Raw genomic sequence first — 25,509 nt, forward strand, 5'->3', positions numbered from 1 at the left:
AACCATGTCAGTCGTGATTTATCACAACCCTCGTTGCTCAAAGAGCCGTCAAACACTTGAACTGCTTGAGCAAAATGGTGTTACACCGGAAGTCGTCAAATACCTAGACACACCACTTAACGTGGATGAACTAAAAGCGCTGTACGCCCAGCTTGGCTTTTCATCTGTACGTGAAATGATGCGCACTAAAGAAACTGAATATAAAGAGCTTGGCTTAGGCGAAGACTCCGTCAGCGATGAGCAATTATTCGAAGCAATGGCGAAAAATCCAAAGTTGTTTGAGCGTCCGGTAGTCGTTGCCAACGGCAAAGCAAAAATTGGTCGCCCACCAGAGCAAGTGTTGGATATTTTATAAATGGATTGCCAGATCCTTATTTTGTATTTCAGCCGTCATGGCTCGACAAAACAACTGGCAAGACAAATAGCAAGAGGAGTCGAATCGACTCCTCAATGCCAAGCAATTTTGCGTACAGTTGAAGAATTGTCACCTCACTCACACTCCCCTTCTGATCCAATTGTTACTCTAGAGGAACTGAAAACGTGCGACGGTCTAGCGTTTGGCAGTCCCGTCTGGTTTGGCAACATGGCTGCGCCTTTAAAGCACTTCTGGGATCAGACTACATCTTTATGGGTCAGTGGTGACTTAATCGATAAGCCTGCTTGTGTCTTTACCTCTTCGTCCTCAATGCATGGTGGTCAAGAAACAACGTTACAAAGCATGATGACCCCTTTATTACATCATGGGATGATGGTTTTGGGCATTCCTTATTCCGAGCCAGAGTTACACACTACGCAGTCCGGAGGCACTCCGTATGGCGCCAGCAGTGTAGGCCATGAGGCAACCCTAAGCAGTGAAGAGATTCGCCTGGCACAACAATTAGGCAAAAGGCTGGCAACTGCAGCGTTAAAACTAAAAGTCTGTTAGTAAAATCAAGGATAGTTAATCGATGTCTGACTCTTTAGACCAAACACCACTCGGTACACAGGCTAAAACCTATCGTTACCTGGCTTTATTTGGCAACTTAGCCTTATTAGCCTGGGTCGCTATTTGGCAGCTTGCGTTATCCCCTCACCCTCACCTCAGCAGCACAACACTTGCTATTGCTTGGTGTATTCCGCTACTACTTCCGTTGCCTGGTATTTTAGCTGGTAAGCCTTACACTCATGCTTGGGCTAACTTTGTTCTTATGCTGTATTTCTTGCATGCGCTGACCATCCTCTATGTGGATGGGGGTGAACGCTGGCTTGCGGCAGTGGAACTGATACTGACTTCACTCGGTTTCGCTGGCAATATTTTGTTTGCTAGAGCGAGAGGCAAAGAGCTAGGCCTTAAGTTGAAACGCCTCTCTCAAGTAGAAAAAGAAGAAAAAGCGAAATTCAATAAATAACGCCAATCGCAGTCAATCACTGATCATTGGTTCGAATACGAATTTAGAAAACAAAAAGAGTCGCTATTGCGACTCTTTTTTATGCTTACCACATTGGTGTTTGATTCTTGCGTTTCACGCCTGGAACGCTACCAAGGAGATTACGATGCCGAGCGCCACTCGTAGATCAAGTCATACTGTTCTCGGACAGGCTCCACAATCATCGGCTGAGTTGGTTGTGTTTCGTCACTTGCTTCTGCCACAACATTTACTGGTACTTCAGGCTGCGCTTCTTTTGGCGTCGCGGCGTCTTTTGCTTCATTACTCTGAACCAATGGTTCTTCTTCTTGAGTTGAAGCTGGGGCATCAACTTCACCTAAAGGATCTTCAAAAACCATTAATTGAGAAATAGAAGAAGCTTCTTTCTCAAAAGCTTGTTGTGATGCCAAAAGGTGGATGTTGAGCGTTAACTCGTCCCCTTGAACACGCTTAATCTCTGTACCCGCAACCGAATTAAGTTGTTTTAGCGCATTCTCTAAACGGAAGAAGTCCGTGGCAGAGGTTACATTAAGGACTTTCACTGCTAGCGCTTTTGAAGACTTTCCTGAAACCACAACTGCACTCTTACTTGCATAGTAGTCTGCGATGCCATCCACCATTTCTGCAATAGCATTAGCACCTGATACAGACCCGCTACGCGGAGAACGTTGCGCCTCTACAATTCTCGTTGGCGACTGGTCGTAGAGTGTCCAACGAATTTGTTCACCTTGAGCTCGTACAACCAAAACGGCGTCAGCTGGGTAGCGCTGGCTAGCTTGACCAATTGGCTCAATAAAGCCGCCCCAAAGATCAGAGACATTAACACCGGTTACATCATCAAAATCCCCAACCGGGATAGTGATTGGTAGGCCTCTTAGTTTCGCTGCGCTACGAAGTGCTGCAACATTTGAAGATTCAGAATGTTCCCACGCAATGTTACGATCGTAACCCTGTTCTTCAACCATCCAAACTAAAATATTGGCACGATTTGGCGACCAAGATGGCAATTGTGCTTGTGTTAAAAGAGAGCTGATTTGGTCGTTGTTAAACAACATTTTTAAGCTCGCTTTTCCATCAACCTGCCCATAGCTCAGTTGAGAAATGTAACGCGCACTTGAGCTAAGTGCCTTTTTAATCACTGGATTGCTTAAAGAGGATTGAGAACCGGTCGCTCGAACAATCACATCCTGCATACCTTGTTGACGAGCCAAAGACTCACCGTCGTTCTGCTCACTGTCGATAACCACTTCGGCACGATAGATATCCACCTGAGTTAATGCATATACTGGTAGGGACAACCAACCTATCAGTAAGAGAGCTAAATAGCGCATAGTTTTTATAATCCTCTGAACAAGAACCCGAATAATAAGCAACTATCAAATCTTGAGCAAGGTAAGTACTGAGTAAATTGTCTGTATTATGACCAGCTTTGTTAACTCGGGCCTCAACCAGCGCTTCAGTGCTATTTTTTATAATAAACTCATTGCTTATTAAGCTATCTCAACAAGTTAGGCTGTCCATTTTTCATCTTCACGCAAGACACGTAAAAGAGGACAATTTGCAAGCAAGCAACTCTCAAAAGTGCTATTTATGGGAAAAATTCAATCGAAAGTTTGATCTATGCAACATTGCAAACGATTGCAGGATGATAGTATTCGCCGGATTTGTCTGCGTATCTTGAAAATAGGGAATTATTATGAAAAACGCGTTACAAGGCGCTCAAATGCTCTTTGTCGCTTTTGGTGCTTTGGTGCTTGTGCCGCTCCTAACTGGCCTTGATCCAAACGTAGCCCTCTTTGGTGCCGGTGTCGGTACTCTCCTCTTCCAGTTAATGACTAAACGTTCTGTTCCCATCTTCCTTGCCTCTTCTTTTGCGTTTATTGCTCCTATTATGTTCGGTATCCAAACTTGGGGTATCGGTGCAACGATGGGCGGCTTGATGGCAGCGGGCTTAGTTTATGTGGCTCTAGGGGCTATGATCAAAGTGCGCGGTGTTGGATTTATCCATAAAATTCTCCCGCCCGTTGTCGTTGGCCCTGTGATCATGGTTATCGGCCTTGGCCTTGCCCCAACAGCAGTGAACATGGCGGTAGGTAAAACTGGTGATGGAGCTGCACAGCTAGTTAATGGTGATGCTGCGATCATTATCTCGGCGGTCTCACTGCTCACAACCATTGTACTCAGCGTTTTTGCAAAAGGCTTTTTGAAGCTCGTTCCTATTGTTGGTGGTATTCTTGCTGGTTACTCTGTTTCTCTATTCTACGGGGTGGTTGATTTCACTCCCGTAGAGCAAGCGGCTTGGCTAGCCATGCCAAACTTCACCGCGCCAGAGTTCAATATCAACGCAATTTTGTTCATGATTCCTGTCGCTATCGCACCTGCGGTTGAGCACGTAGGTGACATGCTTGCTATCTCAAACGTTACAGGTAAAAACTACCTGAAAAAACCAGGCCTTCACCGCACAATCGCAGGTGACGGGGTGGCAACTATCGCAGCTTCGATGGTGGGTGCTCCACCAAACACCACTTACAGTGAAGTAACAGGAGCGGTAATGCTAACCAAAGCATTTAACCCTGTGATCATGACTTGGGCAGCAATCACCGCAATCGTACTTGCATTGGTAGGTAAGCTAGGTGCGGTTCTTCAAACGATTCCAGTTCCTGTTATGGGCGGCATCATGATTCTGCTGTTCGGCTCCATCGCAACGGTAGGCCTCAACACACTGATCAAGAATAACGTTGATTTACATAAGTCTCGTAACCTAGTGATTGTTGCCGTAACACTTGTGTTTGGCATTGGTGGTATGGCTTTCGGTATTGGTGAGTTCAGTCTACAAGGTGTGAGCCTATGCGGTATCGTGGCAATTATTCTTAACCTTGTGCTACCAAACGATTTAGGTGAAAACCACGTTGTGGATAACGCACAAATGGAAGAAGAAAGCGCGAAATAGTTCGTTTGCGCCGCTTTATTAGTTGGCGTGTCTTACTCTTCTCCTCTTGTAGATACAAAAAAGGCTTGGTTTTCACCAAGCCTTTTTCTGTTCAGTCATAGTAATACATCAAAGAATTACTTAGTACCGAAGATCTTATCACCTGCATCGCCTAGACCCGGAACGATGTAGCCTTTGTCATTAAGCTTCTCATCGATTGCCGCAGTGTATAGCTCAACATCTGGGTGTGCTTTTTCTAGCGCTTCAATACCTTCTGGTGCAGCAACAAGTACTAGCACTTTGATTTGGTTACAACCTTTCTCTTTTAGGAGATCGATCGTAGCAATCATAGAACCACCTGTTGCAAGCATTGGGTCAACAACAAGCGCAATACGCTCCTCGATGTTTGAAGCAAGCTTGTTGAAGTAAGGAACTGGCTCAAGCGTTTCTTCATCACGGTAAATACCCACAACACTGATACGTGCGCTTGGCATGTGCTCAAGAACTCCATCCATCATGCCTAGACCTGCACGTAGGATTGGCACTACGGTTACTTTTTTACCTTTAATCTGGTCTACTTCTACCGGACCGTTCCAACCATCAATGGTCACTTTTTCTGTTTCAAAGTCTGACGTTGCTTCGTAAGTAAGTAGGCTACCGACCTCAGTCGCTAACTCACGAAAACGTTTTGTGCTGATGTCACCTTCTCTCATTAGACCAATTTTATGTTTTACTAGAGGGTGCTTTACTTCAACAACTTTCATGTCCATCTCCGGCTATAGTTGGCAATATTTAAACAAACCTTCAGATTATACATGATTTTCACAGGGATATCAGGATAAATCACTAAAGAAAAAAACAGACGCAAACGTTTGCTATCTATGTTTAAGCACTGTTAGAATAGCGCCGTTTTCATATCCAACTTAATACCGAGGACTTCCCTGTGAGTGGTAACAACTCTTCTCTTAGCTATAAAGACGCTGGTGTAGATATTGATGCAGGCAACGCGCTTGTGGATCGTATTAAGGGTGCGGTAAAACGCACTCGTCGCCCTGAAGTTATGGGTGGTATCGGTGGTTTTGGCGCGCTATGCGAATTGCCAACTAAATACAAACAACCTGTACTGGTTTCTGGTACTGATGGCGTTGGCACAAAACTTCGCCTAGCACTGGATATGAACAAGCACGACACGATTGGCATCGACCTAGTGGCAATGTGTGTAAATGATCTTATCGTGCAAGGCGCAGAGCCACTGTTTTTCCTAGATTACTACGCAACAGGCAAACTAGACGTTGATACCGCAGCGGATGTTGTTTCAGGTATCGCAGAAGGGTGTGTTCAAGCAGGTTGTGCCCTAATTGGTGGCGAAACTGCGGAGATGCCGGGCATGTATGAAGGCGAAGACTACGACGTAGCTGGTTTCTGTGTTGGCGTAGTAGAAAAAGAAGACGTGATTGACGGCACGAAAGTCGCTGCTGGTGATGCACTTATCGCTGTTGGCTCAAGCGGCCCACACTCAAACGGTTACTCCCTTATCCGTAAGATCCTAGAAGTATCTGGTGCAGATAAGAGCGAAGAGCTAGCAGGCCGCACTATTGGTGAGCACCTACTAGAACCAACAAAAATTTACATCAAGTCAGCACTTAAGATGATTGAGAAACACGACATCCATGCGATTTCTCATATCACTGGTGGTGGTTTCTGGGAAAACATCCCACGCGTACTGCCTGAAGGCACGAAAGCAGTTATCGATGGTAACAGTTGGGAATGGCCAGTTATCTTCAAGTGGCTACAAGAGAAAGGCAACGTCGACACACACGAAATGTACCGCACATTCAACTGTGGTGTAGGTCTAATCGTCGCACTACCGAAAGACCAGGCAGACGCAGCAGTTGCTCTTCTTAAAGAAGAAGGCGAAAACGCGTGGGTGATTGGTCAAATCGCACAAGCAGACGCGAACGAAGAGCAAGTTGAAATCCAATAATTTGCAAATCGAGCTCAAAAGATAAGAAGAATGAGGACACTAGATGACTAGGTCCTCATTTTGCTATCTAGAACACTAAAAACCATTCTATTAGTAGGTAGTTTAGAAGCTACATAACTCCAACCTACAATACCAAGGCGCTCTCGACATCATGAAAAACCATACCCTAAAAAACTTTGTGGTCCTCATCTCGGGTAACGGAAGTAACCTGCAAGCTATCTTGGAAGCTTGCGAAGACAGCATGCCAAACGCACGAGTGGCAGCCGTGTTCTCTAACAAAGCAGATGCTTTTGGTTTAGAACGTGCAAAAAAGTTTGATGTAGACGGTCACTTTGTCGACCCTAAAGCATTCAGCTCGCGTGAAAGCTTTGATGCAGAGCTAATGAGTCAAATAGATGAATACCAACCAGACGTGATTATTCTTGCTGGTTACATGCGCATTCTGAGCAGCGCATTTGTTTCTCATTACATGGGTAAGATGATCAATATCCACCCTTCTCTTCTACCAAAATATCCTGGGCTACACACACACCAGAGAGCAATTGATGCTGGCGATAAAGAACATGGTACGAGTGTGCACTTTGTAACGGAAGAGCTTGATGGTGGCCCTGTCATACTGCAAGCAAAAGTTCCTGTGTTCGAAGACGATGATGCTAGTGTACTTGCAGCACGTGTTCAGGCGCAGGAGCACCGAATCTACCCTATGGTGGCTAAGTGGCTGGTAGACGAGCGGTTGATCATGAAGGATGGTAAAGCCTATTTAGATGGCGCAGAGCTTGGCGTACATGGGTACGCCTCAGATGAGTAGCCCTGAATAATAAACTCCAAGCACAAAAGAGCAGCCTGAGGGCTGCTCTTGGTTGTTTTAATACTTATAAACTTGATTCAAGAAAACCATGGTGAGACTAGAAACCTAAAACCCAACATTCTAAAAAATCCCATAACCACTTGAGTAACATAACACTCGGAAAGTAGATTCTGAATCTGGTTCGTTCTTCACCGTTCAGACTGACGAGGTGTTTTATGAGAAATTTCTATCAGTTACGTCTTTACAGCAAGCCTTAGCGAGACTAGGACTCTACTACCAGCACTCTAGAAAGTAAGAATGCTCATCCGTATCCGCCCTCGGCTTAAAACGCATAAAAATAAAGCTCGCGATTAAGCGAGCTTTATTTTTATATTCAGAGTAAGAGACCATCACTCTAACGGTTCGGTTGGCGCTTGATTGCCCGGCTTAGCCGCCGAAAACGGCACATTTACCAGTTCAGAGGCATTATTTTTGACTAGTTCACCTAGGTGAAACAAGCCGTATTCGCCAGGTTTCATACGCTGCCAAGCTTCGTTGCCCGTCAAAGGTTGAGTTGCGATCACAGAAACGATGTCATGTGGCGTGGTTTCTTCTTGGAAGTTAATTTCCACATCTTCATCAAGCAAAGCAGCTTTTCCAAACGGTGCGCGTCTTGTGATCCAATACAAATGATTGGTGCAATACGTCATTACATACTCACCATCACTCAGAAGCATGTTAAATACACCCTTCTCTCTTAGCTCATCACAACATTTAGCAACATATAAGAATACCGACTCCATATCCTTTGGCGGCTCAGGATATCGATCTTCCATTTGCTTCAACAACCAGCAAAATGCCAGTTCACTATCTGTTTCACCGACAGGTCGATGTCGGCCTGTATGTAAGTCTTGATAGCCAGAGAGCTGACCGTTATGCGCAAACGTCCAATACCTACCCCACAGCTCACGTGTAAAGGGATGAGTATTTTCTAAATTAACACCACCACGATTCGCCTGTCGGATATGACTAACGACCGCACGACTTTTGATGGGATAATTTTGTACCAACTCTGCTATTTTAGACTCACAACTTGGCTTGGGATCTTTGAAGGTTCGAAAGCCCTTCCCTTCGTAGAAGGTGATCCCCCATCCGTCACGGTGTGGGCCGGTTCGACCTCCACGCTGCATGAGCCCAGTAAAACTGAAACAAATATCCGTTGGAACATTAGCGCTCATACCGAGCAATTCACACATGGTTTAAAAAACTCCCTAACAACACAGCTCGAAACGGTGGCCGTAAACGATTATTCCATCTCTTTTTCGATCAACTGAATGATGATATGAATAATCTTAATATGAATTTCCTGAATGCGGTCTGCATAACCAAAGTGTGGCACGCGGATTTCAATATCTGCAAGGCCTGCCATTTTGCCGCCATCTTTACCTGTTAGCGCAATCGTCTTCATGCCTTTCGCTTGTGCTGCTTCAATCGCTTTCAGGATGTTACCTGAGTTACCTGAAGTCGACAGACCAAACAGTACGTCACCTTTTCGACCAACCGCTTCTACATAACGTGAAAACACGAAGTCATAACCAAAGTCATTACTCACACAAGAAAGGTGGCTTGGATCTGAAATAGCAATACCAGCATAGCCAGGACGATTTTCTCGGTAACGGCCTGTTAGCTCTTCGGCAAAGTGCATTGAATCACAGTGAGAACCACCGTTACCACATGACAATACTTTACCATCTTGTTTGAATGAGTCAGCAATCATTTTCGCCGCTGCTTCGATTTGCGCAATGTTATGGTCATCGCTTAAAAATTTGTTGAGCACTTCAGCAGCTTCGTTTAATTCACTTCTAATCAGATCATGGTACATAAGACGTTCTCTTTATTATTTCGGCTTCAGTCAGCTCTTGACTCACTGAGCAAATTGTTCTGATACCAATTTGGTATCGGACATTTCATAAACCTGAACTCGGGTTTGATTACTCTGAGTTTACCCACAAACGAGAATTAGTGTCGATAGTGAACCAACAGATTTAGATTAGTGATGGTAATAAACTTGTCAACTTGCTCATGAAACCATCACTCAAATCTCAACTTTAGAATTTTAACTCTACTTAGATCACTTTTTATCCAATCTTGTGTTTTACATTTCCTTAATATTTTGATTACACTTAAACCAACTGGTTAGACCTCTTACCTAACATACAGACGTACAAAACTTATAAAGTCTGAAAAGGAAAATATATATGGACATCTTGCTCTCAATCATCACGATGGCGATCGTGCTAGGCATTACGCTCTACCACCGCATGTCTCTCGTGAAATCTATTAGCTTACTCACCGCAGCCATGCTGGCTCTTACAGCAGCTGGTACTGTCGGCGTTATTGGTTGGGCTATTTACGTTCTCGCCGCAGCTGTGCTCGCGGTTCCTGGCGTACGTCAGTCTTTAATTAGCCGCAAAGCGTTAGTGCTTTTCAAGAAAGTGCTGCCAGCTATGTCTCAAACCGAAAAAGAAGCGTTAGACGCAGGTACCGTCTGGTGGGAAGCCGAACTATTTAAAGGCAAACCAGAGTGGCAAAAGCTACACGCAATTCAAGCACCTAAGTTAAGTGCGGAAGAACAAGCCTTTTTAGACGGCCCTGTGAATGAAGTGTGCGCCATGGTGAGTGATTTCCAAGTGACCCATGAACTCGCGGACTTACCGCCAGAAGTTTGGCAATACCTGAAAGATCATAAGTTCTTCGCCATGATCATTAAGAAAAAGTACGGTGGTCTTGAGTTCTCAGCATACGCGCAATCACTAGTACTACAAAAACTAACGGGTGTTTCTGGCGTTCTATCGTCTACCGTTGGTGTTCCTAACTCTTTGGGCCCAGGTGAGCTACTGCAACACTACGGTACTGAAGATCAAAAAAATCATTACTTACCGCGTCTAGCTGAAGGTAAGGAAATCCCTTGTTTCGCCCTAACAAGTCCAGAAGCGGGTTCTGACGCTGGATCTATTCCAGATTACGGTGTGGTCTGTAAAGGCGAATGGGAAGGAAAAGAAGTACTGGGTATGCGCCTGACTTGGAACAAGCGCTACATCACCCTAGCGCCAGTCGCAACGGTACTAGGCTTAGCATTTAAACTTCGCGATCCTGAAGGTTTGCTAGGCGACAAAGAAGATCTTGGCATCACTTGTGCGCTTATCCCAACTGATGTCAAAGGTGTTGAGATTGGTAACCGACACTTCCCGCTCAATGTACCATTCCAAAATGGTCCAACGCGCGGTAAAGACATCTTTGTTCCTATCGATTTCATTATCGGTGGTGAAAAAATGGCGGGCCAAGGTTGGCGTATGCTGGTTGAGTGTCTGTCGGTTGGACGTGGTATCACGCTACCTTCAAATTCAACAGGTGGCATCAAAACTGCGGCAATGGCAACCGGTGCTTACTCACGTATTCGCCGTCAGTTCAAACAGCCAATCGGCCATATGGAAGGAGTTGAAGAACCATTAGCACGCTTGGGTGGTAATGCTTACGTGATGGATGCAGCAAGCAACTTAACCGTTGCGGGTATCGACTTAGGTGAAAAACCTTCAGTTATCTCAGCTATCGTGAAGTATCACTGTACGCACCGCGGCCAGCAAAGCATCATCGATGCAATGGACATCGTAGGCGGTAAAGGTATCTGTATGGGACCTTCTAACTTCCTAGCTCGTGGTTACCAAGGTGCGCCAATCGCAGTAACGGTTGAGGGTGCTAACATTCTAACACGCTCAATGATCATCTTTGGCCAAGGCGCAATCCGTTGCCATCCGTACGTTCTTGAAGAAATGAACGCGGCATATTCTGAAGCAAGTAATGCTGTCGAGAAATTTGATAAAGCGCTTGCTGGTCACGTGAGCTTTACAATGAGTAACCTAGTGCGCAGTATCTGGTTTGGTTTGAGCGACGGTCTGGGCTCTTCATCGCCAACCAAAGATGCAACCAAGCGTTACTACCAACAATTGAACCGCTACAGTGCAAACCTTGCCTTACTATCGGATATCTCGATGGCAGTGCTAGGTGGCTCTTTGAAGCGTAAAGAGCGTCTATCAGCGCGTCTTGGTGACATTCTAAGCCAGCTATATTTGAGCTCTGCGACGTTGAAACGTTTTGAGCAAGATGGCCGCCCAGTCGAAGATTTACCATTAGTACACTGGGGTCTACAAGACAGTTTGAAACAAGCGGAAGTGGCGGTAGACGAATTCTTAGCAAACTTCCCGAACAAAGTGATTGGTCGTGCACTGCGCGTGTTAATCATGCCATTCGGTCGTGTACGCAAAGCGCCAAGCGATAAACTAGACAGTAAAGTGGCGCGCATTCTACAAACGCCAAGTGCAACGCGCTCACGCATTGGTCGCGGTCAATACCTTGAACCAACCGAGCACAACGCAGCAGGTAAGATTGAACTTGCACTATCAGTCATTCTTCAAGCTGAGCCTGTGTTTGACAAAGTATGTAAAGCGCAGGGTAAGCGTCGCCCATTCTTACGTTTGGATATGATTGCTCAGGAAGGGCTAGAGCAAGGCTTTATCACGCAAGAAGAAGCCGATCTACTCAGAGAAGCGGAACAGCATCGTCTAGATACAATCAACGTTGACGATTTTGAGCCGGAACTGCTTGCCGCAAAGCCGCTATACCCTCAGATGGATAGTGTCGCGTAACTCTAGTATCTGAGACCACAAACGGGAGTATCAGCTCCCGTTTTTATTGCTTCCAGAATCGCATTCATAACACCTCACACCACGAAGCCCCTGCGCAATCGCAATAAAAGCCACGCACTCCAATCTTTCCCCCGATTTCCAGTGATAACTAACTCACAGACGTTCCAACTAAGCGGTGTATACTTTAAGTAACTCACTCACATATATGGTAAATCCGTTGGCTAAAATATTACTCGCACAGTGGTTCCCAGGGCTTGTTCAGCTTAAGCATTATCAAAAAGAATGGTTTGTTAACGACTTTAGAGCCGCCTTTTCTGTTGTCGCGGTTGCACTGCCAGTTGCCATAGCTTATGCACAGTTAACTGGTGTATCCGCAATTGTCGGTCTGTATTCGTGTGTACTGCCAATGTTGGTTTACGCCATGATGGGCACATCTCGACAACTCATTGTCGGACCCGATGCAGCAACCTGTGCAGTGATCGCTGCTGTTGTGACACCACTTGCCGCAGGTGACCCCACAAAACATTGGCAGTTGGTTATGACCATGACAGCGATGACGGGGATTTGGTGTGTACTGGCAAGTCGTTTCAAGCTAGGAGTGTTTGCAGATTTCCTTTCTCGTCCGATTCTTTTGGGTCTACTCAACGGTGTTGCTCTCACAATTATCGTTGGTCAGTTTGCGAAAGTAGTCGGTTTGAAATACGAGCAACGTTATTTACTGGAACGTTTATGGGAAGCTCCACAACGATTAACCGATCTTCATTGGCCTACTGTAACTCTGAGTATCGTGACGGTTGTCGTTTATTTGCTCACCAAACGCTACCGACCAACTTGGCCTGCTGCCATGCTGGCGATCCTCGTAACTACTGCGTCAGTTTGGTTTTTCCATTTACAAGAAATGGGCGTATCGGTTGTCGGACTCACTCAAGGTGGCTTCCCTCAGTTTCAAACACCAGAATTTGAGCTAGGTGAAGTTCGTGAACTAGTAGTCCCAGCGCTCAACCTTGCGATTGTCAGTTTTGTTAGCATGATGCTCACCGCCCGCAGTTTCGCGGCTAAAAACGGTTATGATATTGATGCAAATAAAGAGTTTCAGGCGTTGGGTTTTGCCAACATTGCCTCAGCGTTTTCACAAGGTTTCGCGATAAGCGGCGCTGACTCACGCACAGCCGTCAATGATGCAAATGGCGGTAAATCTCAATTAGTTTCGATTGTCGCCGCAATCACCATCGCCATTATTGCGGTATTTATTTACGAGCCTTTGCAGTTCATCCCTATCGCTTCACTTGGTGTTGTATTGATCATTGCGTCCCTATCGCTGCTCGATCTTAAAGCAATTTGGAAATTAAAATCTCGTGACAAAGATGCATTTTATCTGGCCATCATTACTTTTATTTCTGTGTTGATCGTGGGTGTAATACCGGGGATCACTTTGGCGGTATTGCTAGGGCTGTTTCAATTTTTACGTATTGTCATGCGGCCGAGTGATCAGCTACTTGGCTTGGATGAAAAAGGTACCATTCGGACCATCGACGACTCAGGAAAAGCTTCGCCTATTCCTGGAATGGTGATTTACCGCTTTAACTCACCGCTAACTTACTTCAATGCTCCTTACTTTAAACGTAGAGTGTTAGAGCAGGCAGAGCATCACAAAGACGCAAGTTGCGTTGTCATCGACGCCGTATCGAGCTTTACTCACTTGGATCTCAGTGTGATGGCAACACTGGCAGATATTCACAATACTTTGAAAAAGAGAGGTGTACGCTTAATCCTCGCAGGAAGGAAACGACGTCTTCGTCAATGGTGTGAGCTTACTGGTATCAGCACCAGTGAAGGAGGCATCTTACTGCGAGCTGATATGTACCTTGCCATTAAACTTAGTGGCTGTTACATCAGTGCTGTGGGTGAGGGACAAATTCCTACTGTTCAAAAAGAGCCTGATTTAGAGCAGCTACCCAAACCAATTCCAGAAGTGGCTTAAATACAAATTTAATATAGAAAACAGGAAATTAAACTCCTGTTTTCTAGTGCTTATCTTCACAGCTGAATACGTGTTACGCCTTTGGCTTAAACTTTTTTGTCATCCCTTGGCTTTTAGGAGCCACCAGCCTATAACCAAGCTTTTCGTAAAAGACCGGTTCATCAGCAATCATAGAAACGTAAGAGCCTTCAAGTGCAACAGAAGAAAGATAACCGTCGATGTATTCCATGACTTTTCTACCTAAACCGTTACCTTGATAATCAGAATCAACGGCAACGTCGACAATTTCGAAGTTACACGCCCCGTCACCAACAACCCGACCCATTGCAATGAGCTTTCCTTCATCCCGAACAGATACGCCATATAACGAATTGGGTAGGCCAATTTCAGCAGCTTTCAACGATTTGGGTGATAGCCCGGCTTTGATACGCATATCACAGTATTCTTTCGGGCTTGGCACATGCTCTTCATATCTTATTGTCATTATGTACTACTCCTTTGTATCACCTTGGAGCTTACATAACTAAACTGTATAAATAAACAGTTAAACGTTGGAAAGATGTTCCCATTAAGCACACAAAGTATCGGGTCTAGAAAAGAAGCCGCCGACAACTCTGACGCCATAATAGATATAAGCTGCTCTGAAGCTAGACATTCCTTTTTCTAAACACGTTTCTCTCAACAACGCATCCGCATGCTTTCGAGCACTTTGAGGCAACACCTCTTCCCTCATGAGTTGGTAAAGAGCATCATGCACTAAAGAAGCTTTCATAATGTTTTTTGTGTCTAACGCTGGCCCACTCGCTCCATCCCATGCATAGCCCTTTTTAATCGTTAACACGCCTTGTTTGGACAAACTAAGAAAAGGGCTGTCATACGCCTGACTCACTGAAATGTGCGTCTCAATCTTTTCTTCAGAATGGAGAGTGTATTTATACTTCTGACGCTTTTTGTATTTCATCAGAGACCTCGCGTTTACTTATTCTTATTTATCACGCACAGCTGAATATTTATCCAGAAACCCTACAAGATCGGCTCTTGTTATTATGGCGTACTACCTATTACAAAGCCCAAATCAATATAAATAGAACTCCATGCAATCAATAAAGCCAGAACCCCTGACTTTATTGACCAAAATTTAACCAACAATCCTTATTCTGAAGGAAGTCTACTCAATTTTTTATGGATATCTTCTACAAAATTGGCTTGTTCACTTGGAGAAACCTCTAGAACATAATGAAAAAACGGACTTGTATGCTCAGTAATTTTATACTCTTCACTTAACAGCTTAATTACTTGTTCATGATTAAATCGTGCGGAGACTAAGCCACTCTCGGTTTCTTGAGTTATAACTATATAGTGAGCGGTTGGAAAAACCGTAAACCTTCCTTCGACAGGAAACCAAGGAGCAAAAGAAATAATCTCGTCATCAATTATGTATGCTTGAGGTTTACTGACATAGGTGTAAGAGTACTTTTCATCTAAATAGGGTCTTGCTGTATCAAACAAGCCATCATAATAAGTTGGTATTTCTACTTTTTGGATTTTACTTAAGGGATCGAAAGTGAAGGTATCAAGTGATTTTACATTATTACTTCCCGAATCTGGATTATTAACACCATTATCAATAGAAGAACAACCTACAATTATCACTGCACAAAAAAAAGCTAAAATTTTATTCATTATTTCTTTTATCTTTAATTGATTGTTTTGAAAGTTAGTCACATTAAAAATGCAACCAATTTAGAAAGTAAAAATGATATATTATTTATATAAAATCCCAAACATATATTTGAGTACAGTAAACTTAAATATTCATAATTTATCCATTTTTCTTCTTCCAACTTGGTAACTTGATAAAAAAACGGAGCCGATTGGCTCCGTTTCTCGCTTTATGTGTTACTACTATTTCTTTGGTACTTCTAATTGCATCTCTGGCATGGCATCGCGCTTCGCTTTAATTTTGCGCCAGACTATCCATGCAATGATCACAATCAGCAGCATTATCAAGTTACCTACCGCGATAATAATCATGCTGCGCTTACGCTCAGCCTCCCGCTCAGCGATAATTTGCTTTTCCATTTCAATACGGCGCTGCTCGGCTAATTCAGCTTCTTTTGCAATTCGAGCAGCTTCTAGATCAACTTCATCAACAACACTGAAAGTTTGCTCTGGAATAGGAAACACCAACGGACGCTGAGTTGCAAAATCAGTGGCAAAGATCTCGCCGCGCCATGCGTACTTACCAAGCTCAGCATCGTTATTGAGGTTCAACGTAACTCTCATTCCATCTTTAGAGACCTGTCCTTGGCTGTAACTAATGAAACCATCGGGTGCGTCCTTTTTCACTGTGACTGCTATAGAGCCTGGTGCAATCATACCTTGCTCGCCACTCACCACTAATTGGTGTGGCTTATCGGAATTACGAGCCTGAATAAAAGTACGAGAGATTGGGTTCGGATAAACCAAGATGACTTGTTCTTGCGCTCGTAAGAATACGCCATTGCCAGACGTGATGCGCGCGCGGTACTTACCAGGCTCAACGTCTATCGGGAGCTGAACCGTAAACACACCATCCCCTGCTTTTTCATCCAAGCCGCGGCCGTCATCAGAAAACTCACCCACAACCATCGGCACTGGACGAGCTTCTTTGATCAGCTCATCTTCATTTTCGACAAACTTGGTAAATGTCACGCGCAGATTCACGCGATCAAGGAAGTCGCGCAATACAAGAGGTTTGCCGTCGGAGGTCAGGCGAGCTGTAAACTTAAGCGCTTCCCCATTATATAATCGGTTTGGGAACAGATCCGTACTGAGCTTTAGGTGAGAAATTAAGCGGATGTTATTTTTAGGCGTAACTTTCCCCACAGCCTGCCATGGACCTGGCATAGGGTTATCAACGGAAATAATATCGAGTGAGGCTTCTTGATACCAACGTACATTGTCGTAAGAGCCCCAAGCATAGTATTTTTTACCGTCAGGACGGACTAAAACAACTGGCTGAGAACTTTGCTCACGATAAACCAAAAACGTGATCTGCTCGATGGTTGGATCAACTCGAAAGCGATTGTCTAACAAAGACATTGTAGATTCACTCGCAGCACTCGAGAGACTACTCCATATCGCTAAAAACGCGACCAACAAAGCCCTCAACATAGCTTCTCCTATTGATGCCAAATACAGTCGTTCACCAACTCTAATCTTTTTTGGTGAGCTTCTAGTTCATCGGCACTTGCGCGCAAAACCTTTAGCGCTTTTCTTCCTTCAATACGACGAATGGTTTCTACTCCACCCTCTTGTTTATTCGCGTTAAATTCTAGACTCGTTTGACCACCCGTCATAAAGAGGTAAACGTCGGCTAGAATCTCCGCATCGAGCAAAGCTCCGTGGAGAGTACGGTGCGAGTTATCAATACCGTAACGTTCACATAAGATATCAAGGTTGTTTCGCTTACCAGGGAAGATTTTCTTCGCCATAGCAAGGGTGTCGGTCACCTTGCAGTAGTCGTCCGTTTTGCCGATGTTAGGATCGAGCATGCCAAACTCGTAATCCATAAAGCCGGTATCGAAGGGCGCGTTGTGGGCAACAAGTTCTGCGCCTTTAATAAACTCAAGAAACTCTTGGTGCACGCTCGCGTATTCCGGTTTATCAACCAAGAATTCATCCGTAATACCGTGAACTTCAACCGCTTCTGGTTGGATTTCACGATCGGGTTTTAAATAAACGTGGAAGTGACGACCAGTCAGCTTACGGTTGATGATCTCCACGGCACCGATTTCAATAATGCGGTGTCCCATGTAGTGAGGACCACCCTCGCGGTTCATACCTGTGGTTTCGGTATCGAGAACGACAATGCGGTTATATTCAGAATTGCTGCTGGTATTCATAAGGTTATGTATGTCAGACTATGCTTTATTAAATGTTTCGGCTAATAGTACCAAAAATATGACCAAACACGTTGAGATTTTCACTGACGGTTCTTGTTTAGGTAACCCAGGACCAGGTGGTTACGGCATAGTATTGCGTTACAAAGACGTAGAAAAGACACTTTCCAAAGGCTATACGTTAACTACCAACAACCGCATGGAAATGTTGGCGGCTGTCGTCGCGCTGCAGACGTTAAAACAACCTTGCAAAGTCACTTTAACGACTGACAGCCAATATGTGCGCCAAGGTATTACTCAGTGGATCCATAACTGGAAGAAGCGTGGTTGGAAAACAGCGGATAAAAAACCCGTGAAGAATGCCGATTTATGGCAAGCTCTAGACAAAGAAACCGCACGCCATCAAGTTGAATGGCATTGGGTAAAAGGCCACGCAGGCCATCGTGAGAACGAAATGTGTGATGAGCTAGCCCGTACTGCTGCAGAAAACCCAACTGAGGAAGATACAGGTTACCAACCCTCTTAGCGAGATTCTTTCCTCATAGTGTTACCCTCTCGATTCATCACCCCAAGTGGTGTGAGCTTTTTCTTCAAGCGCCAATGCGGTTTGATAGGCTTGAGAGGGTATGTCCGTTTCCGCGCGACGATGTAATACAAACTCCCAGCGGGTGATGCCCAATCACCAAGACTATTTTCCAACCATGTCCACATCGTACGGTAACGTTTCATCGGAAACAGCGCATAACGATCACAATGAATCACTTGATAATTAAGTAACCCTAACCAATCTTTGATGCGGTTCGACGTAAACATTCGTCCACTCCAAGGCAAATTATGTTTACGCCATGGAAGCAAACTCGCTAATCCAGTCAAGCTTAATGGGTTGAATCCAGTAATAATTACATAGCCATCATCCATCATCACTCTATCGACTTCACGCAACAAACGGTGTGGATCGCTTGCATAGTCGAGCTGATGAGCGAGTATCACAACATCAAAGCTTTTTTCCAAAAAGGGTAATTCGTAACCATCTGCAATCACATTATGTAACGGGTTCTGGATATCTACGTTGACTTGGTGTTGAATGTTACAATTACAGCTGGTTAGCTCACAGCTCAACCCGCCCAGTTTGAGCATATGGTAGCCGAAGAGTTTCGGGCACCATTCATCAAGTCGGGTCTGGATTGACTCAAGCACCCACGGACCGTTGTTCATTGCTGACCAAGTCGACGGGTGTGGTATAGTTTTGTTGCTGAGTGCTGGTTTCATTAACCACCTGACTAAAATGGGTGACGGAGAACGAATCGTGTTAGAGATCAAAAGCATACCCGCATTTAATGATAATTACATCTGGCTGATACAAAATAGCGATAAGCGCTGCGCAGTCGTTGATCCGGGCGATGCGAAGCCAGTATTAGAATTTCTGCAGGCTAACGAATTAACTTTAGAAGCGATTTTAATTACGCACCACCACAACGATCACATTGGTGGTGTTCCAGACTTAGTGCGTGCATTTCCTAACGTCGCCGTTGTGGGCCCAAAATCAGAGCCAATTCCAACCCTAACGACACCAATGGAAGAAGGCGACAAGCTAGAGTTGTTTGGTGAGATTTTCTTAGTACTTGGGTTACCCGGTCATACTTTGGGCCATATCGGTTACGTTGGGGACGGAAAACTGTTTTGCGGTGACGTGCTCTTTTCTGCTGGCTGCGGTCGTATTTTTGAAGGTACGCCTGAGCAAATGTTTGAATCACTGAGCAAACTAACGTCTCTACCAGAAGAAACTCAAGTCTTCTGCGCACATGAATACACGGCGAGTAACGTGGCGTTTGCTCTAGCGGTTGAACCTGACAATGAGCAACTTCGCCAATATCGCGACGATGTAAACCGACTGCGAGCACTCAACATTCCGACACTTCCAACAACAATACGCAAAGAAAAGTGGATTAATCCGTTCTTGCGAACCTCTAACCCTGACGTGGTTCAATCTGTTGCTAGTCGCATTAAAAATAGCGATCCATGCTCGGTTTTTACTGCTTTACGCGAGTGGAAGAACGAATTTTAACCATTTTCTGCTTGTAAGTTTGCAAGACCCCAGTATTATCAGGGACTGATTTTTCGAGAAGCGCCACTGGCGCTTCTCTTACGTTTGGGGTTGATATAAATCTATTTGAATTTCTCCCCATTGCATAATTAGAAGCTCTTTGCCTCTATAAATTAGTTAGTGTTTAAAAGATGTCTATTATCTTGCGACTGCCACGCACATTACGTTGCGCGACAGGCAGGTGAAGATAAACAGGCCCTAAATAGGCTGAATCCATGCGTTTGAAGTATACTTGGGCGTTGGCGTTGTTATTATCTGGCTGTCAATTGACTCAGTCAGATTCAACGTCTTCTACACCAGAAACCAATAAATCTGAGCAGACTGCAAAGCAAAATGCAGTAAAAGCTCAACCGGGCAATAAATCGTCACTAGCAAAAAAATCCGCTAACGACGCGCCTAAAGTTCTCTCCCCCCAAGAACAAGAAGATGTGTGGCAACGTATCGCCATGCAGCTGGACATGGATATCCCAAACCACAAGAAAGTGGACTACTACCGTACGTGGTATTTAAAGCACCCAAATCACCTTTACACGGTATCTAAGCGTGCGACTCCTTTTCTATACATGATCACAAAACGTATCGAAGAGCGCGGACTTCCAATGGAGCTTGCTTTACTTCCTGTAGTGGAAAGTTCATTCGATGCCTTTGCCTACTCACATGGTAGCGCGGCTGGGTTGTGGCAATTTGTCCCAGGCACCGGAAAAATGATGGGATTAGAGCAAAACTACTGGTATGACGGTCGCAGAGATGTGGCAGCAGCAACGGATGCAGCGCTGGACTATCTAGTACAACTAAACGAGCGTTTTGATGGTAACTGGGAACATGCAATCGCCGCTTATAACAGCGGTGGTGGCCGTGTTTCTAGCGCAATTCGTAAGAATAAAAAGCTCGGTAAACCTATCGATTTCTTCTCATTAGACTTACCAAAAGAGACCAGCAGTTACGTTCCTAAGCTATTGGCCTTGGCTGACGTAATCGCAAACCAAGACAAGTACGGACTTAATATTCCTGCAATTCCAAACAAGCCTGTTCTAACGCTTGTTGATCCAGAAGAGCAGTTAGATCTGGCTATTGCCGCAGATTATGCCGGCATTAGCGTAAAAGAGTTGCAGAGTTACAACCCAGCATACAACCAGTGGTCGACAGCGCCTGAGGGGCCGCACCAACTTTTGATTCCCGTAGAGAAAAAAGAGACTTTTCTCACCAAGGTGGAGAAAAATCGCGGTAAAGGGATGAAGGTCGCTCGCTACAAGGTGAAATCTGGTGACTCTTTAAGCGTGCTAGCTAATAAATACGGCACAACCACGAAAGTCATTCGACGTGCCAACGGCCTATCGAATAACAACATTCGTATTGGTCAATACCTATTGATTCCGACATCAACAAAAGACGATGCAAAATATGCATTAACGGCACAAAACCGATTAAACAAGACTCAATCTCGTGCTCGTGGTCAACTCAAGCTCACCCATGTCGTTCAGTCTGGAGAAAGTTTGTGGTCAATCGCACGTAACAATAAAGTGTCGTATAAATCGTTAGCTAAATGGAATGGTATGGGCCCTAAAGATCCATTGCGTGTGGGTCAAAAGCTAGTGATTTGGAAAGACTCAGACAAAGGTTCTGTGATCCGTACCGTTTTCTACAACGTTCGCTCTGGCGACACCATTAGCGGCATTGCAAGCAAGTTCAAAGTAAAAACGAACGACATCGTGAAATGGAACTCGCTACACAAGAAAAAATACTTACAACCAGGTCAAAAGCTTAAGTTGTACGTTGACGTAACGAAGGTAAGTGTATGAACCCATCAAGCAATCCACTTGTGATGCTGTTGGACATTTTTCGTTCTCCAACATCTTGTTTTCTTGCGCTTTATCAACGCGGTGGATGGGGATGGCAACCGTTCATCTTCCTGATGCTTAGTCCGTTTTTATTCTGGGGTGCTTACTTTTCGAATGTCGATTTCACGTGGCTCAGTGACCAACTTGCTGCGCAATTTCAGCAAATCGACCCGAAGCAGATTGAGCTATTAGAACCAAACACGCTAATGGCAAGCGCGATCATCAATGATGTATTCAACCGCTTTGCCACCTTACTATTGCTCGCGCTTTGGTTCTTTCTTGCAACAAAGGCAAGCAAACAACAATACGGTTACTGGAAATGGTTTGCCGCATCGTGTGCTATCTTATTCCCAGCAGTATTGGGCGATGTAGCAAGCTACGCGAGCTTGCTACTCAAGCATGGTCAGGTAATGACTTACGCTGCCGATTTAAATAGCCTCAATGGTCTATTAAAGCTGCCTCTTACTAACGAATGGTCTCATTTCGCTAGCTCGTTACCTTTGCTTCTGCCTTGGTACATTGTGCTCGGCTACGGCGTTGTACTGACGTGGACGGAGTTTGAACGTGGCCAAGCTTTGGTGATAGCAAGCCTGCCATGGGTATTCTTCTACGTTATTTGGGCACTTTATATTGTGGTAACCTAAGCTAGTTATTTAACGTAAATGACAATAACAATGGGTTATGATCGGAAGCGTCGCTCTGCGGCGCTTTTGCGTACTTAAGCGTCAGACCTCGGTAAAACACATGGTCCAGTGGTAACCCTGTTATAAATTGGACTCGATGATCCGGCAAGAACGTCACCTCTTGTAAGTCCGCAGCCTTTAAGGCCTGCCTCATCGCATTAACGCGAGATTCACTCCAGCTATTGAAGTCTCCAGCAAATAGAATTGGCCCCACATGATGCTTTAAAAGCATGTCAAGCGCCGTTAACTGAGATACATACTCTTTTGTACCCACGGTGAAGTTAATCGCATGTACATTCACCACTGCGAGTTTCTCGCCATTACTCAAGTGATACTGGCTATATAATGCAGACTTAGGTAAGCGAAGCCACGGCTCTTTAGAGGTGTAAGCGCAGGCTTTTTCTGGTTGCCCTTGAGCAATACTAATTACACCGGCACCGCTACCCAGCGCCTTAAAAGCACTCACTTGATTACTAACCCAGCGACCATCCACCAACCACTGTTTAAATGATGGTGTCATGCTGGCTTCTTGCAATAACAGCAGCTGCTTATCAGCAGAGAATTCATTGAGTGCACTTTGCCAATTCGTTCGGTTCTGTTTGTAGATATTCCAGACAAGTACATTGATTTCACCGCCCTGATCCAAAGCTTTTGAGCCGCTAAATTCGATACACCTAATATCCTGCGTCAACTCTGAGCCTGTTTGAGTAATAATTTGCGGCTGATCTGGTACGGTGAAAATAACCTGGAAGCCAACCAATACCGCCATTACGAGAAAAGCTAACGCCAGAAAAAAACGCTTAAACATACGACAAACCTGAATGTAGGCACCCGAAATCTAGAACAACCAATCTCGGGTTAAATGATTTCACTAATAAGCAAACAACAAAAAAGGAGCCACTTGGCTCCCTTTTAGCATAATAAATACGAAACAAGTGACAAGAAACCTTAGATCGCGTCTTCGTCTTCTTCACCAGTACGAATACGAACCACACGCTCAATATCAGTGACAAATATTTTACCATCACCAATCTTACCAGTTTGCGCGGTTTCAATGATTGTCTCTACGCATTTATCAGCCACATCTTCCGTTACAACGATTTCGAGCTTCACTTTAGGTAGAAAGTCCACCATGTACTCTGCACCACGGTAAAGCTCGGTGTGACCTTTTTGGCGACCAAAGCCTTTCACTTCAGAGACGGTCATCCCTGTAATGCCAACTTCAGCTAGCGCTTCTCGAACATCATCCAGTTTAAATGGCTTGATAATCGCTTCAATTTTTTTCATGTTCATCCCTTAAGCTTCAATCGATTGCGCTTATTATCGTTTAGCGTTTCGCAACATTCAATGTTTGTCTCTGATCCACCAGCGAAAATCCAGGCTGAGCAAATTAACATAGCGAATATCGTGAGTTGATAAAACCCAATGAGGACTGCTCAATGCCCAATCGTCCAAGCTTTTTCAGACTCGCGTTTACTTCAAACTTGCGTAGTAAGCCGCTAGGTTAGCGATATCTTCATCAGACAACAATGAAGCTTGAGCTTGCATCACAGCAGCAAGCCCACCTGTTCGCTCTTTATTTTTATAAGCTTTAATTGAACTGATAATATATTGCTCATTTTGCCCTTTCAGATTTGGGTAACCCGGAATGACAGCAATACCATCAGCGCCATGACACGCCGCGCATACTCCCGACTTTGCTTGACCTGCTGCAGCATCTCCCGCAGCTAGAGCCTGCCCACTGAACATGGTTAACGCCACCATTGCCCCCATGATTGTTTTCTTCATTGCTTCACCTAATCAATTATTATTTAAGGATTTTTATATTTTATAATCGACATTGTGGCATGAATTTTCATTACCTGCGCCAAATAAGTTCACAATCTTGACCATTAAACGCCTGATCAACGAACAGATCTGCCACAGCAACGACTCGGTCTTGGTACATTAAAATCGGAATTTGACGACGCAGCCAGCTTGGCACATTGTATTCTTGGAATAACTTCTTCAGTTTTCGACTGTGATTACGCGTGGTTGGATGCGCTGATAAGCCTTCCGGATTGAAGGTCACGCGAAGCAATTCTGGCTGACTCGGTAGCGCAATCGTTGCGTTACTAGAACTCGTCGTTAAGGTCAGCTCCCCGAGTCCCTCAGGCAGCGACAAAGTCGCATCAACTTGAATCGTACTTTGCCACTTAGTGACATCAGCCGTTTCCGTTACCCAATAGAGACGATTTCGAAAACGGCGCACTTCACCTTGTTTAAGTTGTAGTTTGGGGTTGGCATCTTGCTGAGCTAATGCCACTTCATTCCAGATAAGATTGAGTTGTACCTGAGTCGGCATACTAGTATTAAGCTTAGCCAGCCACATACGAATCAAGCGCGCACGCGCTAATCCACTGTGCTTAGCCAGTTCTTCAATACTCAAACTTAGATCCGTTTGTAAAGCGCGTTCAAACACCGCGCTCAATAGTTCATCCAATAGCGCTTCTTGTTGAGCACATAAACTTGCACTGCGCTGAACCGCTTGATGGATACTCGGCCAGCGACCAGACAATTCAGGAATAACACAATGACGAAGAAAGTTACGATCATAACGGGTATCTTGATTGCTTTCGTCTTCCACCCACTCCAAGCCTAATTTAGTAGCGGCTTCTTCGATGGTCTTCCGCTTGATAGTAAGCAATGGTCGAACTAGAGATCCGCAAGAAAACGGCATACTCTCCGCCATCGAAGATAACCCTTTAGGCCCGCTGCCGCGCTTAAGCGCAAGGAGAAAAGTCTCTATTTGATCGTCGGCATGTTGACCAGTCAACAGTATATCACCTTCTTGAATGTACTTAGTTAAGGCTTGGTAGCGAGCTTTACGAGCAAGAAGTTCAATACTTTCACCATTGCTGATGTCTAAGCTCACTCGCTCGATCGAGCACGATATCCCCACTTGTTGTGCCCAAAGTAAGCATTTATCGGCCCAATTATCGGCATTCGAGCTTAAACCATGGTGCACATACACAGCGTGACACTCTATCGAATGCGCTTGTTGGTAGCGACTGAGTAATTCGAGTAAAAGACGTGAATCCACTCCTCCGCTAAACGCCAAGACAACCTTAGTGCCTAATTGATAGTAGCGGCCGAGAACTTGAGCAAAATGCGGGTAAAGCGATTCCATAAGCGATCCGATAGGTACAAAAAAAGGGCTGGACTCTCATC

The 25,509-nt window shown here is 44.8% G+C and carries 26 protein-coding genes; 12 read left to right on the plus strand and 14 right to left on the minus strand.

The window, feature by feature from the left end:
• Positions 1–4: 4 nt before the first annotated feature.
• From arsC to KJB35_RS26875, 3 genes are read left to right on the plus strand one after another with little or no spacing between them, the layout of a single operon-like run.
• Positions 5–355, plus strand: a complete 351-nt coding sequence (arsC, locus tag KJB35_RS26865) for an arsenate reductase (glutaredoxin) (RefSeq protein ID WP_064368710.1) — start codon at positions 5–7, stop codon at positions 353–355.
• Entirely contained in the window at positions 356–925 is a 570-nt protein-coding gene (wrbA, locus tag KJB35_RS26870; RefSeq protein ID WP_005380409.1) for an NAD(P)H:quinone oxidoreductase, read from the plus strand.
• Positions 926–947: 22 nt separating this feature from the next.
• A complete protein-coding gene (locus KJB35_RS26875; RefSeq protein ID WP_005380407.1) occupies positions 948–1,388 on the plus strand; it encodes a DUF2069 domain-containing protein in 441 nt (146 codons plus the stop codon).
• Positions 1,389–1,528: 140 nt separating this feature from the next.
• Here the strand turns inward: KJB35_RS26875 and KJB35_RS26880 are convergent, their stop codons facing one another.
• Positions 1,529–2,737: a DUF2066 domain-containing protein gene (locus tag KJB35_RS26880; protein ID WP_064354235.1), complete on the minus strand. Its 1,209-nt coding sequence runs from the start codon at positions 2,735–2,737 to the stop codon at positions 1,529–1,531.
• Positions 2,738–3,102: 365 nt separating this feature from the next.
• On the opposite strand from KJB35_RS26880, the gene KJB35_RS26885 reads away from it, so the two are divergent.
• Positions 3,103–4,356, plus strand: a complete 1,254-nt coding sequence (locus KJB35_RS26885; protein ID WP_005389855.1) for a uracil-xanthine permease family protein — start codon at positions 3,103–3,105, stop codon at positions 4,354–4,356.
• A gap of 116 nt (positions 4,357–4,472) precedes the next feature.
• Here KJB35_RS26885 and upp read toward each other — a convergent pair whose 3' ends face one another.
• Positions 4,473–5,099: a uracil phosphoribosyltransferase gene (gene upp, locus KJB35_RS26890; RefSeq protein WP_005380401.1), complete on the minus strand. Its 627-nt coding sequence runs from the start codon at positions 5,097–5,099 to the stop codon at positions 4,473–4,475.
• 179 nt (positions 5,100–5,278) lie between these two features.
• On the opposite strand from upp, the gene purM reads away from it, so the two are divergent.
• The gene (gene purM, locus KJB35_RS26895) at positions 5,279–6,319 is read left to right on the plus strand and encodes a phosphoribosylformylglycinamidine cyclo-ligase (RefSeq protein WP_005389861.1); all 1,041 of its coding nucleotides are present in this window, start codon (positions 5,279–5,281) and stop codon (positions 6,317–6,319) included.
• 151 nt (positions 6,320–6,470) lie between these two features.
• Entirely contained in the window at positions 6,471–7,127 is a 657-nt protein-coding gene (gene purN / locus KJB35_RS26900; RefSeq protein WP_025768256.1) for a phosphoribosylglycinamide formyltransferase, read from the plus strand.
• A 389-nt stretch (positions 7,128–7,516) separates the two neighbouring features.
• Here the strand turns inward: purN and KJB35_RS26905 are convergent, their stop codons facing one another.
• Positions 7,517–8,362 carry a class II glutamine amidotransferase gene (locus KJB35_RS26905; protein WP_053304068.1) on the minus strand — a complete coding sequence of 282 codons (846 nt, stop codon included), beginning with the start codon at positions 8,360–8,362 and terminating at the stop codon, positions 7,517–7,519.
• A 50-nt stretch (positions 8,363–8,412) separates the two neighbouring features.
• Entirely contained in the window at positions 8,413–8,988 is a 576-nt protein-coding gene (gene lpcA / locus KJB35_RS26910) for a D-sedoheptulose 7-phosphate isomerase (protein WP_005380392.1), read from the minus strand.
• 376 nt (positions 8,989–9,364) lie between these two features.
• On the opposite strand from lpcA, the gene fadE reads away from it, so the two are divergent.
• Positions 9,365–11,809 carry an acyl-CoA dehydrogenase FadE gene (gene fadE, locus KJB35_RS26915; protein WP_064368712.1) on the plus strand — a complete coding sequence of 815 codons (2,445 nt, stop codon included), beginning with the start codon at positions 9,365–9,367 and terminating at the stop codon, positions 11,807–11,809.
• A gap of 205 nt (positions 11,810–12,014) precedes the next feature.
• A complete protein-coding gene (locus tag KJB35_RS26920; RefSeq protein ID WP_042521426.1) occupies positions 12,015–13,790 on the plus strand; it encodes a SulP family inorganic anion transporter in 1,776 nt (591 codons plus the stop codon).
• A 73-nt stretch (positions 13,791–13,863) separates the two neighbouring features.
• On the opposite strand, the gene KJB35_RS26925 is transcribed toward KJB35_RS26920, so the two are convergent.
• The 5 genes from KJB35_RS26925 to dnaQ form a co-directional block, all read right to left on the minus strand.
• Complete coding sequence (locus tag KJB35_RS26925; RefSeq protein WP_005391824.1) at positions 13,864–14,274, minus strand: GNAT family N-acetyltransferase; 411 nt, start codon at positions 14,272–14,274, stop codon at positions 13,864–13,866.
• Between the two features lie 84 nt (positions 14,275–14,358).
• Positions 14,359–14,751 carry a DUF1353 domain-containing protein gene (locus KJB35_RS26930; protein WP_042521425.1) on the minus strand — a complete coding sequence of 131 codons (393 nt, stop codon included), beginning with the start codon at positions 14,749–14,751 and terminating at the stop codon, positions 14,359–14,361.
• Between the two features lie 191 nt (positions 14,752–14,942).
• A complete protein-coding gene (locus tag KJB35_RS26935) occupies positions 14,943–15,473 on the minus strand; it encodes a hypothetical protein (protein WP_285357260.1) in 531 nt (176 codons plus the stop codon).
• A 222-nt stretch (positions 15,474–15,695) separates the two neighbouring features.
• On the minus strand, positions 15,696–16,946 hold the full coding sequence (locus tag KJB35_RS26940; RefSeq protein WP_213908254.1) for a TIGR03503 family protein: 1,251 nt from the start codon (positions 16,944–16,946) through the stop codon (positions 15,696–15,698).
• An 8-nt stretch (positions 16,947–16,954) separates the two neighbouring features.
• A complete protein-coding gene (gene dnaQ, locus KJB35_RS26945) occupies positions 16,955–17,677 on the minus strand; it encodes a DNA polymerase III subunit epsilon (RefSeq protein ID WP_005380385.1) in 723 nt (240 codons plus the stop codon).
• Positions 17,678–17,735: 58 nt separating this feature from the next.
• Here dnaQ and rnhA point away from each other — a divergent pair, with 58 nt between their 5' ends.
• Complete coding sequence (gene rnhA, locus KJB35_RS26950; protein WP_005380384.1) at positions 17,736–18,200, plus strand: ribonuclease HI; 465 nt, start codon at positions 17,736–17,738, stop codon at positions 18,198–18,200.
• Here the strand turns inward: rnhA and KJB35_RS26955 are convergent.
• Positions 18,197–18,943, minus strand: coding sequence for a class I SAM-dependent methyltransferase (locus KJB35_RS26955; RefSeq protein ID WP_017636046.1), 747 nt, complete (start codon positions 18,941–18,943; stop codon positions 18,197–18,199). The two genes, rnhA and KJB35_RS26955, sit on opposite strands and share 4 nt — an antisense overlap.
• 37 nt (positions 18,944–18,980) lie before the next feature.
• Here KJB35_RS26955 and gloB point away from each other — a divergent pair, with 37 nt between their 5' ends.
• The 3 genes from gloB to KJB35_RS26970 all read left to right on the plus strand — a co-directional run bounded on the left by gloB (position 18,981) and on the right by KJB35_RS26970 (position 22,260).
• Complete coding sequence (gloB, locus tag KJB35_RS26960) at positions 18,981–19,739, plus strand: hydroxyacylglutathione hydrolase (RefSeq protein WP_005380380.1); 759 nt, start codon at positions 18,981–18,983, stop codon at positions 19,737–19,739.
• Between the two features lie 254 nt (positions 19,740–19,993).
• On the plus strand, positions 19,994–21,577 hold the full coding sequence (locus KJB35_RS26965) for a LysM peptidoglycan-binding domain-containing protein (RefSeq protein ID WP_017820746.1): 1,584 nt from the start codon (positions 19,994–19,996) through the stop codon (positions 21,575–21,577).
• The gene (locus tag KJB35_RS26970; RefSeq protein WP_005380375.1) at positions 21,574–22,260 is read left to right on the plus strand and encodes a YIP1 family protein; all 687 of its coding nucleotides are present in this window, start codon (positions 21,574–21,576) and stop codon (positions 22,258–22,260) included. Before KJB35_RS26965 ends, KJB35_RS26970 begins: the two co-directional genes overlap by 4 nt.
• Position 22,261: 1 nt before the next feature.
• Here KJB35_RS26970 and KJB35_RS26975 read toward each other — a convergent pair whose 3' ends face one another.
• The 4 genes from KJB35_RS26975 to tilS all read right to left on the minus strand — a co-directional run bounded on the left by KJB35_RS26975 (position 22,262) and on the right by tilS (position 25,468).
• Positions 22,262–23,107 carry an endonuclease/exonuclease/phosphatase family protein gene (locus tag KJB35_RS26975; protein WP_213908253.1) on the minus strand — a complete coding sequence of 282 codons (846 nt, stop codon included), beginning with the start codon at positions 23,105–23,107 and terminating at the stop codon, positions 22,262–22,264.
• A gap of 140 nt (positions 23,108–23,247) precedes the next feature.
• Positions 23,248–23,586 (minus strand): nitrogen regulatory protein P-II, encoded by a 339-nt coding sequence (gene glnB, locus KJB35_RS26980; RefSeq protein ID WP_005380372.1) that lies wholly within the window; start codon positions 23,584–23,586, stop codon positions 23,248–23,250.
• A 186-nt stretch (positions 23,587–23,772) separates the two neighbouring features.
• On the minus strand, positions 23,773–24,087 hold the full coding sequence (locus KJB35_RS26985) for a cytochrome c (RefSeq protein ID WP_017636043.1): 315 nt from the start codon (positions 24,085–24,087) through the stop codon (positions 23,773–23,775).
• A 70-nt stretch (positions 24,088–24,157) separates the two neighbouring features.
• Positions 24,158–25,468 carry a tRNA lysidine(34) synthetase TilS gene (gene tilS / locus KJB35_RS26990; protein WP_042521419.1) on the minus strand — a complete coding sequence of 437 codons (1,311 nt, stop codon included), beginning with the start codon at positions 25,466–25,468 and terminating at the stop codon, positions 24,158–24,160.
• Positions 25,469–25,509 lie beyond the last annotated feature (41 nt).

This window comes from Vibrio sp. D431a (assembly GCF_030248655.1).
GTDB lineage: Bacteria > Pseudomonadota > Gammaproteobacteria > Enterobacterales > Vibrionaceae > Vibrio > Vibrio alginolyticus.

What these genes read in the sequence shown, in the direction of transcription:
- KJB35_RS26965 (WP_017820746.1), top strand. Translation starts at nt 19,994, where the DNA reads ATGCGTTTGAAGTATACTTGGGCGTTGGCGTTGTTATTATCTGGCTGT.
- KJB35_RS26970 (WP_005380375.1), top strand. Translation starts at nt 21,574, where the DNA reads ATGAACCCATCAAGCAATCCACTTGTGATGCTGTTGGACATTTTTCGT.
- dnaQ (WP_005380385.1), bottom strand. Translation starts at nt 17,677, where the DNA reads ATGAATACCAGCAGCAATTCTGAATATAACCGCATTGTCGTTCTCGAT.
- KJB35_RS26920 (WP_042521426.1), top strand. Translation starts at nt 12,015, where the DNA reads ATGGTAAATCCGTTGGCTAAAATATTACTCGCACAGTGGTTCCCAGGG.
- fadE (WP_064368712.1), top strand. Translation starts at nt 9,365, where the DNA reads ATGGACATCTTGCTCTCAATCATCACGATGGCGATCGTGCTAGGCATT.
- KJB35_RS26875 (WP_005380407.1), top strand. Translation starts at nt 948, where the DNA reads ATGTCTGACTCTTTAGACCAAACACCACTCGGTACACAGGCTAAAACC.
- KJB35_RS26975 (WP_213908253.1), bottom strand. Translation starts at nt 23,107, where the DNA reads ATGTTTAAGCGTTTTTTTCTGGCGTTAGCTTTTCTCGTAATGGCGGTA.
- purN (WP_025768256.1), top strand. Translation starts at nt 6,471, where the DNA reads ATGAAAAACCATACCCTAAAAAACTTTGTGGTCCTCATCTCGGGTAAC.
- arsC (WP_064368710.1), top strand. Translation starts at nt 5, where the DNA reads ATGTCAGTCGTGATTTATCACAACCCTCGTTGCTCAAAGAGCCGTCAA.
- wrbA (WP_005380409.1), top strand. Translation starts at nt 356, where the DNA reads ATGGATTGCCAGATCCTTATTTTGTATTTCAGCCGTCATGGCTCGACA.
- KJB35_RS26985 (WP_017636043.1), bottom strand. Translation starts at nt 24,087, where the DNA reads ATGAAGAAAACAATCATGGGGGCAATGGTGGCGTTAACCATGTTCAGT.
- KJB35_RS26880 (WP_064354235.1), bottom strand. Translation starts at nt 2,737, where the DNA reads ATGCGCTATTTAGCTCTCTTACTGATAGGTTGGTTGTCCCTACCAGTA.
- KJB35_RS26930 (WP_042521425.1), bottom strand. Translation starts at nt 14,751, where the DNA reads ATGAAATACAAAAAGCGTCAGAAGTATAAATACACTCTCCATTCTGAA.
- rnhA (WP_005380384.1), top strand. Translation starts at nt 17,736, where the DNA reads ATGACCAAACACGTTGAGATTTTCACTGACGGTTCTTGTTTAGGTAAC.
- KJB35_RS26940 (WP_213908254.1), bottom strand. Translation starts at nt 16,946, where the DNA reads ATGTTGAGGGCTTTGTTGGTCGCGTTTTTAGCGATATGGAGTAGTCTC.
- lpcA (WP_005380392.1), bottom strand. Translation starts at nt 8,988, where the DNA reads ATGTACCATGATCTGATTAGAAGTGAATTAAACGAAGCTGCTGAAGTG.
- tilS (WP_042521419.1), bottom strand. Translation starts at nt 25,468, where the DNA reads ATGGAATCGCTTTACCCGCATTTTGCTCAAGTTCTCGGCCGCTACTAT.
- KJB35_RS26935 (WP_285357260.1), bottom strand. Translation starts at nt 15,473, where the DNA reads ATGAATAAAATTTTAGCTTTTTTTTGTGCAGTGATAATTGTAGGTTGT.
- glnB (WP_005380372.1), bottom strand. Translation starts at nt 23,586, where the DNA reads ATGAAAAAAATTGAAGCGATTATCAAGCCATTTAAACTGGATGATGTT.
- KJB35_RS26905 (WP_053304068.1), bottom strand. Translation starts at nt 8,362, where the DNA reads ATGTGTGAATTGCTCGGTATGAGCGCTAATGTTCCAACGGATATTTGT.
- KJB35_RS26885 (WP_005389855.1), top strand. Translation starts at nt 3,103, where the DNA reads ATGAAAAACGCGTTACAAGGCGCTCAAATGCTCTTTGTCGCTTTTGGT.
- KJB35_RS26955 (WP_017636046.1), bottom strand. Translation starts at nt 18,943, where the DNA reads ATGAAACCAGCACTCAGCAACAAAACTATACCACACCCGTCGACTTGG.
- upp (WP_005380401.1), bottom strand. Translation starts at nt 5,099, where the DNA reads ATGAAAGTTGTTGAAGTAAAGCACCCTCTAGTAAAACATAAAATTGGT.
- KJB35_RS26925 (WP_005391824.1), bottom strand. Translation starts at nt 14,274, where the DNA reads ATGACAATAAGATATGAAGAGCATGTGCCAAGCCCGAAAGAATACTGT.